Origin of the sequence: Mesobacillus boroniphilus JCM 21738, from assembly GCF_000517385.1 — a bacterium.
GTDB lineage: Bacteria > Bacillota > Bacilli > Bacillales > Cytobacillaceae > Mesobacillus > Mesobacillus boroniphilus.
The window spans coordinates 1-9,047 of record NZ_BAUW01000117.1 but is presented as its reverse complement, the minus strand read 5'-3'; the positions used below and the strand labels follow the sequence as shown (position 1 = coordinate 9,047).

Below are 9,047 nucleotides of genomic sequence, written 5' to 3'. Positions count from 1 at the left end.
CTTGCGCTTTTTGTTCGTGCCTTAAAGATCATTCCTATAAAGGACTATATGAACGAATTCGTTTTTCTCCTAACGGACATTTTTTGTGATTTCGGTCTTCTATTTGTCCGATAGAGCCCTTCTAACGGACAAGTTTTAGGATATTCTCCTTCTGTTTGTCCGATAGAGCCCTTCTAACGGTCAGTTTTTAGGATATTCTCCTTCTGTTTGTCCGATAGAGCTCTTCTAATGGACAGATTTTAGGAATTTGTCCTTCTGTTTGTCCGATAGAGCCCTTCTAATGGACACATTATAGAAAATTAGTCTTCTATTTGTCCGATAGAACCGCTCGAATTGACACTTTTTAGCAATTAAGCTGCTTTCCATTAAGTAATTCACACAACCAAACTAACATACACTTTAATTCCTATGAAAATACTTGAATTTAACGCCGGGTATGATATATTCAAAAGCGGGTATAGATAGTAACATCAATCTTATATTTGGAGTGAGTCTGGATGCTTCATCAATTTTCTCGTAATGAATTGGCCATTGGCAAGGAAGGCTTGATATAATGAAAAATAGTACCGTTGCTGTTTTAGGGATAGGCGGGGTTGGTTCGTTTGCGGCAGAAGCTTTAGCTAGATCGGGTGTTGGTAAACTGATTCTGATCGACAAGGATGATGTTGATATCACCAACGTTAACCGTCAGCTTATTGCTCTTCTTTCGACTGTCGGCAAGCAGAAGGTAGAAGTAATGCGTGACAGGATCATGGATATTAATCCTGAATGCGAAGTCATTGCGTTAAAAATGTTCTATACAGAAGAAACATATGAAGAGATTTTTGGCTACGATCTTGATTTTATCGTTGATGCTTCTGATACAATCTCTTATAAAATCCATCTGATCAAGGAGTCCATCAAGCGTGACATCCCAATGATTTCAAGTATGGGCGCAGCCAATAAAATGGATCCTACCCGGTTCCAGATTGCTGACATTTTCAAGACACACACTGATCCCCTCGCTAAAATCATTCGTACTAGGTTACGCAAAGAAGGAGTCAAAAAGGGGATTCCGGTTGTTTTTTCAGATGAAAGCCCGATTGTCATCCGTGAAGATGTCCGAAAAGAGGTCGGCAATGATAATGCCGAAATCAGGAAAGCGAAAATGCCGCCATCTTCAAATGCATTTGTCCCGTCAGTGGCTGGGCTCATTATGGCAAGCTATGTAGTCAGGGAATTGTTAAAAGACATTGAAATAGAACGTGTAAATAGCTAAAAAAGCGGCAAGGACCACCATAATCATGGTCCTGCCGCTTATTTTTTATTGCCCGTAATTTTTTCATAGATTGCCGCAATTGCCTGTTCGAATTTTCCGGTCTTCTTTGGCTTGTAATACACTTTATTTTTAATCCTGTCCGGGAGATACTGTTGTTTGACCCATCCGCCTTCATAATCATGCGGATATAAATAATCAACACCTCTGCCCAGGTCTTTCGCACCTTTATAATGTGCATCCTTTAGATGGTCAGGAACTTCGCCGCTGATACCAGAACGGATATCAGCCAGTGCGGAATCAAGTGCAACATAAGCAGAATTGGACTTTGGGGACAGGCATAGTTCAATTACCGCATTTGCCAGCGGAATCCTTGCTTCCGGAAAGCCAACCCGTTCAGCTGCCTCGATTGCTGCCAGCGTCCGTTGTCCTGCCTGCGGGCTTGCCAGTCCAATATCTTCATAGGCAATGACCAGGAGTCTTCGGTTGATGCTGACCAGGTCGCCAGCTTCTATTAATCTGCCTAGGTAGTGAAGGGCAGCATTCACATCACTGCCCCTGATGGATTTTTGGAAACCGGATAGCACATCATAATGAGCGTCGCCGTCTTTATCATGTGAGAGGCTTTTTTTCTGCATGCACTCTTCAGCTGCAGATTCATCAATATGGATGATCCCATCCGTATCGGGTTCGGTGGACAGCACTGCTAGTTCAAGAGCATTCAGTGAGCTTCTCACATCTCCTCCTGAGGCTGTGGCGAAATGGGTAAGTGCCTCTTCGGTAATCTCAATCTTCAAATCTCCAAGGCCTCTTTCGTCATCGGCAATGGCCCGGTGCAATGCTTTTTTAATATCATCAGGTTTAAGCGGCTTCAGTTCGAAAATCTGGCATCTTGACCTGATTGCGGGATTAATAGCGTGATATGGATTGCTTGTGGTCGCTCCAATCAAGACGATCATCCCATTTTCGAGGTAAGGAAGCAGGAAGTCCTGCTTTGCTTTATCAAGGCGGTGAACCTCATCGAGAAGCAGGATGACCTTCCCTGACATTTTCGCTTCAGCGGCGACTACTTCCATATCTTTTTTATTATTGGTAACAGCGTTCAGAGTCCTGAACGCGAAATTCGTACTTCCTGCAATAGCGCTGGCAATCGAGGTTTTTCCGATTCCAGGCGGTCCGTAAAGAATCATCGAGGACAATTGCCTTGCCTTGACCATTCGATTGATAATTTTTCCTTCAGCTACAAGATGCGACTGGCCAATCACTTCCTCAATCGTCCGGGGCCGCATTCTGAAAGCAAGAGGTTTAAGATTCATGCTCATCGCTCCAATAATGCATATTTCATATATATACAATAACACGAACGAGGGACTTGCGCATGGTCCGCGCAATTTGTGCTATAATTGCAAAAGCCTACCTATATACTGAGGATTTTGATAGTATTAATAGTGAGACAATGCCGTATGGGGCATTATGAATATATATGACATAATCAGATAATTTTTAAGACAAATTTGAATAGAGGTGCAGTATGAAAATATCAACGAAAGGACGCTATGGACTGACGATCATGATCGAGCTGGCCAAAAAATATGGAGAGGGCCCAATATCTCTAAAATCCATTGCGCAAACAAATGATTTATCAGAGCATTACCTGGAGCAATTGGTTGCGCCGCTAAGGAATGCCGGCCTGGTGAAAAGCATCAGGGGAGCATACGGCGGGTATATTCTCAGTTCTGAACCGTCAACAATCTCGGCCGGGGACATCATCCGAGTCCTGGAAGGTCCAATCAGCATCGTTGAAGGAATAGAGGACGAGGAACCAGCCAAGCGTGAGCTCTGGACACGCATCAGGGACGCGGTCAAGGACGTACTTGATAATACGACAATCGAAGACCTCGCCAATCATTCAGACAACTATGGCGAGTCAGACGCTTATATGTTTTATATTTAGGTTTTCTTCGTAAATCTTGTTGCCTGCACAACCCATCATTAATGGAGATGCAATAACGGCAATTTTAAAAAAAATCTTCTGAAGAGAGGGTAATACTTTGGAAAGAATCTATTTGGACCATGCAGCCACCACACCTATGCATCCAGATGTCCTTGCTGAAATGGTCAAAGTGATGGAAGCAGAGTTCGGCAACCCTTCGAGCATCCACCATTTCGGTCGTGAGGCCAGGAAAATCCTCGATGATACCCGCGATGAACTGGCAAAAAGCATCGGGACGAAGGGGAACAATATCATATTTACGAGCGGCGGCACTGAAGCAGATAATCTGGCTATTATCGGTTATGCCGAAAATAATCGCTCTAAGGGGCAGCATATCATCACGACCCAGATTGAACACCATGCCGTCCTGCATAGCTGTGAGGAATTAGAGAAACGAGGGTTTGAGGTCACATATCTGCCGGTGGATGAAAATGGCCAGATATCCATGGAATCATTCGAAGGGGCATTACGTGATGATACGATCCTTGTGACAATAATGTACGGAAACAATGAGGTAGGCACAATTCAGCCGATAAAAGAGATTGGTGAAAAGTTAGCTGACCATCAAGCAGTTTTCCATACCGATGCAGTCCAGGCGTATGGCATTGAAAAATTGGATGTCGAAGAACTTCAGATTGATTTGCTTTCTGTTTCAGCACATAAAATCAATGGCCCCAAGGGGATAGGTTTTCTTTTTATCCGTGATGGAATCAAGCTGGCGCGTCAGCTTTTCGGCGGTGAACAAGAAAGAAAACGCCGTGCCGGCACAGAGAATGTAGCAGCTATCGCCGGGTTTCGAAAAGCAGTGCAGCTATCTCAACAGGAGCTGGAGACAAAACGCAGCTTCTATAATGATTTAAGGAATTTGTTCATCGATAAACTCCAAATGAGCGGAATCTCTTTCCAGCTGAACGGATTGCTTGATAAATCACTGCCTCATATTTTAAACTTAAGCTTTCCGGGCACGAATGTAGAAGCGTTGCTTGTCAACCTTGACCTATCTGGAATAGCTGCTTCAAGTGGTTCAGCGTGTACAGCGGGTTCAATCGATCCATCGCATGTTCTTGTCGCGATGTTCGGAAAAGAAGATCATAAGCTGACTAATTCTATCAGATTCAGCTTCGGTTTGCACAATACAAGAGAACAGATTGAAAAAGCAGCCGAGGACACGGCAAAAATTGTCCTAAAGGCTTGCGAAAAATAGCCAGGTTTAAGGGAAGAATAAGTTTTATAGGAAGAGAAAAGAGGTGAAGCATAATGGAAAAATCACCTAAGGATACAAGAGTGGTGGTAGGGATGTCCGGAGGTGTTGATTCATCGGTTGCTGCGCTCATTTTGAAGGAGCAGGGATATGATGTGATTGGCATCTTCATGAAGAACTGGGATGACACCGACGAAAACGGAGTCTGTACGGCGACCGAGGATTATGAGGATGTGATCCGTGTCTGCAACCAGATCGGCATTCCATATTATGCGGTCAATTTTGAAAAACAATATTGGGATAAGGTTTTCACTTATTTCCTAGATGAATATAAAGCAGGCAGGACTCCTAACCCGGATGTCATGTGCAACAAGGAAATCAAATTCAAAGCATTCCTTGAGCATGCAATGAACCTGGGTGCAGATTACCTGGCGACAGGCCATTATGCACGAGTGGAGAACCGCGACGGGGAACGGAAAATGCTTCGTGGGCTGGATGAAAATAAGGACCAGACTTATTTCTTGAACCAATTGAGCCAGGACCAGATAGAAAAAGTATTGTTTCCAATCGGAAATCTGGAAAAGTCCCGTGTCAGGGAGCTTGCAAAAGAAGCGAATCTTGCAACAGCAACTAAAAAAGACAGCACCGGCATCTGCTTCATTGGTGAAAGGAATTTCAAGGAGTTCCTTGGAAATTACCTTCCGGCCCATCCGGGAAATATGGAGACGATGAACGGCGAGGTAAAAGGGAAGCATGATGGTTTGATGTATTATACGATCGGCCAGCGCCAGGGTCTAGGCATTGGCGGATCAGGTGAACCATGGTTTGTTGTCGGGAAAGACCTTGAGCGAAATGTCTTGCTTGTTGAACAAGGCTTCCACAACGAACTTCTTTATTCAGACAGCATTACGGCGGTTAATGTCAGCTTTGTATCTGACAAGGAGAATCCTAAGACGTTCGAATGTACAGCAAAATTCCGCTACCGCCAGCCTGATAATGCTGTAACGGTCGAGCTGCAGGATGATGGGACTGCAAAAGTTTTGTTCAAAGAACCAATACGTGCCGTGACTCCTGGACAGGCTGTCGTTTTCTACGATGGGGAAGAATGTCTTGGCGGAGGTACGATTGATGAAATCTTCAAGAACGAAAACAAACTGACATATGTCGGTTAATCCTGATAAAATCCCCGGCGGGCCAGCTTCGCCGGGGATTGTTTTGGCTTAGTATGGTTTTGAAATTTTTTCCGGTAAACTTAAGGATCTACAGCTCAGGTGTTACCTCGAAAAGAGTCTAAATCCTCCCGTAATATGGTATACTTTTTTGGAGAATGGAGTGTTAGGAAATGGATAAAAACCAGACAGGTATTGAGTTTATGAAAGAAGGGAAATGGGAAGAGGCTGCCAAGGCATTCGCGGAAGCGATTGATGCTCATCCCGAAGATCCTGTTGCATACATAAATTTCGGAAACGTCCTCACAGCAGTGGGTGATTCTGAAAGAGCGATTAATTTTTACGATAAAGCAATCAGCCTTGATGAGAATGCAACTGCAGCATACTACAGCAAGGGCAGCGTTTATTATGATAACCAGAATTTCGAGGATGCCAGAAAAATGTTTGAGCTGGCGATGAAAAAAGGCTGGACAATGGGGACAACTTTTTCATGCTGGGTATGACCCTTGTACAGATGGGCAGCAGCAAGCATGCTTTGCCATATTTACAGCGCAGCACAGAACTTCTCGAAAATGATGCCGAAGCCCATTTCCAATATGGACTTTGCCTTGCAAGGGAAGGATTTATTGACGAAGCGATTACAGCGCTTGAATTAGCAATATCGCTGGATCCGCAGCATGCGGACGCACTCTATAATCTTGGCGTGGCTTATGGCTACAAAGAAAATGGCGAAAAGGCACTCGAGATGTTCAATCGTGCATTGGAAATCCAGCCAGACCACTTGCTTGCAGGCAACGGCAGGAAATTGATTGAGGGACAAGATATTCATTAAGTAAGGTTCTTTTGTAATCTTAGTTGCTCAATGCGAAAACAGCCTTAACCAAATTGAATCGACGGAAAGGGGGAAATACTTTGGACAAACAGGACTCGCTTGATTTGTTTTCAGAACAAGGCAAGTTCATGAAAGGTAAGCATCTTGTCACCATTTTTCATAATGAACAAAATCTTTACACGGTCCTGAGGATCAGGGTTGAGGAAACAAATGAGCAGTACGAGGATAAGGAAGCAGTCATTACAGGATATTTCCCCCGAATTCACGAGCAGGAGACTTATATTTTCTTTGGTGAGGTAAAAGAACACCCTAAGTTCGGTGCACAATTCCATGCGACTCATTTCCGGAAAGACCTGCCGCAGTCAAAGCAGGGGATCATCAGCTACCTTTCCGGTGATCTATTCAAAGGGATCGGGAAGAAAACAGCAGAGAAGATTGTCGATACACTGGGTGAAAAGGCCATCACGAGGATTATCGAGAACCCGTCTGTCCTTGACCAGATTCCGAAGCTGGCTCCTGAAAAAGCAAAGGAACTTTATGACACATTAATGGTACATCAGGGCCTTGAACAAGTAATGGTCGCATTGAATGAATATGGCTTTGGACCTCAGCTGTCGATGAAGATTTATCAAGTATACAAGGAACAAGCGATTGACGTTATTCAGAACAACCCATACAAGCTTGTGGAGGATATCGAAGGCATCGGTTTCGGAAGGGCGGATGAACTGGGCAGCCAGCTCGGGCTGACGGGTAACCATCCGGATCGGATCAAGGCTGCCTGTCTCTATACACTTGAGAATTCAAGCATCCAGGGCGGGCATGTTTTCATGGATGCGGAAAATCTCCTCATCGAAGTGAAAAAGCTGCTTGAAGACAATCAGAATGTCGAAATTGCATTTACGGATATCTCGAACGAAATCATCAAGCTAGGTGAAGAAGGAAAGCTGGTTGCCGAAGAACAGAGAGTCTATTTGCCATCCCTTTATTATTCGGAAAAAGGTCTGGTTGTGAACATTAAAAGGATTCTTGGGCAGACAGAATACGAAAGTCAATTTCCTGAATCAGAGTTTCTCCTTGCTCTCGGAAATCTTGAGGAGCGCATTGGTGTCCAATATGGGCCAAGCCAAAAGGAAGCGATCCAGACAGCGCTTATGTCACCGATGATGATTTTGACGGGCGGTCCCGGCACAGGTAAAACGACGGTCATTAAAGGAATCGTGGAGCTATATGCAGAGCTCCATGGCTGTTCTCTGGACCCGAAAGATTACAAAAAGGAAGAACCTTATCCGTTCTTGCTAGCGGCGCCGACTGGCCGAGCGGCAAAGAGGATGACTGAATCAACCGGTCTGCCTGCCGTGACAATCCATAGGCTGTTGCGCTGGAATGGCGCAGAAGGTTTTGATCATAATGAAGACCAGCCGCTTGAGGGAAAGATACTGATTATCGATGAAACCTCAATGGTTGATATATGGCTCGCCCATCAATTATTCAAATCGCTGCCTGACAATATTCAGGTGATTGTGGTGGGAGATGAAGACCAGCTCCCTTCAGTTGGTCCTGGCCAGGTACTGAAGGATCTATTGGATTCTGGCAGGGTTCCGACTGTGAGGCTGACGGATATATACAGGCAGGCTGAAGGGTCATCAATAATTGAACTTGCCCACCAAATCAAAAAAGGCAATCTGCCAGACGATATTTCAGCCCAACAGCCAGACCGTTCTTTTATAAAATGTTCAACAAGCCAGATTCCCCAGGTAGTCGAAAAGGTTGTCGCCAATGCTAAGAAAAAAGGGTATTCCCCGAGGAACATTCAGGTGCTGGCACCGATGTACCGCGGTCCAGCCGGTATTGACCGATTGAACGAGCTCCTGCAGGATCTCTTCAATCCGAATTCAGATGGAACGAGGAAAGAGCTAGCGTTTGGCGATGTGAAATACCGGATTGGGGATAAGGTCCTTCAGCTAGTCAATCAGCCGGAAGCCAATGTGTTCAATGGCGACATGGGTGAGGTTGTCGCGATATTTTACGCAAAGGAAAACACGGAAAAGCAAGATCAGCTGATCGTTTCCTTCGACGGCATAGAAGTCACCTATAACAGGCCGGACCTCTCGCAAATCACCCACGCTTATTGCTGTTCTGTGCATAAATCCCAGGGTAGTGAATTTCCGATTGTCATCCTTCCAGTGGTGAAAAGCTACTTCAGAATGCTCAGAAGGAATCTTATTTATACAGCAATCACCAGGAGTAAGCAATTCCTCATTCTTATTGGCGAAGAAGAAGCACTGAAAATGGGGATAGAACGCGGTGAAGATACCGAAAGGAATACAACACTTGTTAAGAAGCTTGTACAATTACTGCCTGAATTGCAAGATGTAACATGTACAAAGGACCAAAGTGGGTCTCAGTCGGAAAAAAAACACCAAAGCCAAAATAGTGTCAGCAATGATGAAAATATGGATTATATTGAAATCATCAAAAACGCTGATCCAATGATTGGAATGGACAACCTGACTCCTTATGATTTTATGGAGGAGAAGGATGCATAAGAATCTGCAGCCACTGCGGATTCTTTTTTATTTAAAAGGAAATTATAAAAT

General features: G+C 44.5%; 5 protein-coding genes and 2 pseudogenes. 6 read left to right on the top strand and 1 reads right to left on the bottom strand.

Annotated elements, in window-relative coordinates; genetic code table 11:
- Positions 1-497 precede the first annotated feature (497 nt).
- Positions 498-1,258 (top strand): annotated as a pseudogene (locus tag JCM21738_RS19570) (tRNA threonylcarbamoyladenosine dehydratase).
- A 38-nt stretch (positions 1,259-1,296) separates the two neighbouring features.
- Here the strand turns inward: JCM21738_RS19570 and JCM21738_RS19565 are convergent.
- Positions 1,297-2,571: a replication-associated recombination protein A gene (locus tag JCM21738_RS19565; RefSeq protein WP_023627187.1), complete on the bottom strand. Its 1,275-nt coding sequence runs from the start codon at positions 2,569-2,571 to the stop codon at positions 1,297-1,299.
- 215 nt (positions 2,572-2,786) lie between these two features.
- Between JCM21738_RS19565 and cymR the strand changes: the two genes are divergently transcribed.
- From cymR to recD2, 5 genes and pseudogenes are all read left to right on the top strand, one after another.
- Positions 2,787-3,209: a cysteine metabolism transcriptional regulator CymR gene (gene cymR / locus JCM21738_RS19560; protein ID WP_023627188.1), complete on the top strand. Its 423-nt coding sequence runs from the start codon at positions 2,787-2,789 to the stop codon at positions 3,207-3,209.
- A 97-nt stretch (positions 3,210-3,306) separates the two neighbouring features.
- Entirely contained in the window at positions 3,307-4,452 is a 1,146-nt protein-coding gene (locus JCM21738_RS19555) for a cysteine desulfurase family protein (RefSeq protein WP_035209959.1), read from the top strand.
- A gap of 53 nt (positions 4,453-4,505) precedes the next feature.
- Positions 4,506-5,621, top strand: coding sequence for a tRNA 2-thiouridine(34) synthase MnmA (gene mnmA / locus JCM21738_RS19550; protein ID WP_023627190.1), 1,116 nt, complete (start codon positions 4,506-4,508; stop codon positions 5,619-5,621).
- Positions 5,622-5,791: 170 nt separating this feature from the next.
- A pseudogene (locus tag JCM21738_RS19545) lies at positions 5,792-6,450 on the top strand (tetratricopeptide repeat protein).
- Between the two features lie 80 nt (positions 6,451-6,530).
- On the top strand, positions 6,531-8,996 hold the full coding sequence (gene recD2 / locus JCM21738_RS19540; protein ID WP_023627192.1) for an SF1B family DNA helicase RecD2: 2,466 nt from the start codon (positions 6,531-6,533) through the stop codon (positions 8,994-8,996).
- Positions 8,997-9,047: the final 51 nt, after the last annotated feature.

What these genes read in the sequence shown, in the direction of transcription:
- JCM21738_RS19565 (WP_023627187.1), bottom strand. Translation starts at nt 2,571, where the DNA reads ATGAATCTTAAACCTCTTGCTTTCAGAATGCGGCCCCGGACGATTGAG.
- cymR (WP_023627188.1), top strand. Translation starts at nt 2,787, where the DNA reads ATGAAAATATCAACGAAAGGACGCTATGGACTGACGATCATGATCGAG.
- mnmA (WP_023627190.1), top strand. Translation starts at nt 4,506, where the DNA reads ATGGAAAAATCACCTAAGGATACAAGAGTGGTGGTAGGGATGTCCGGA.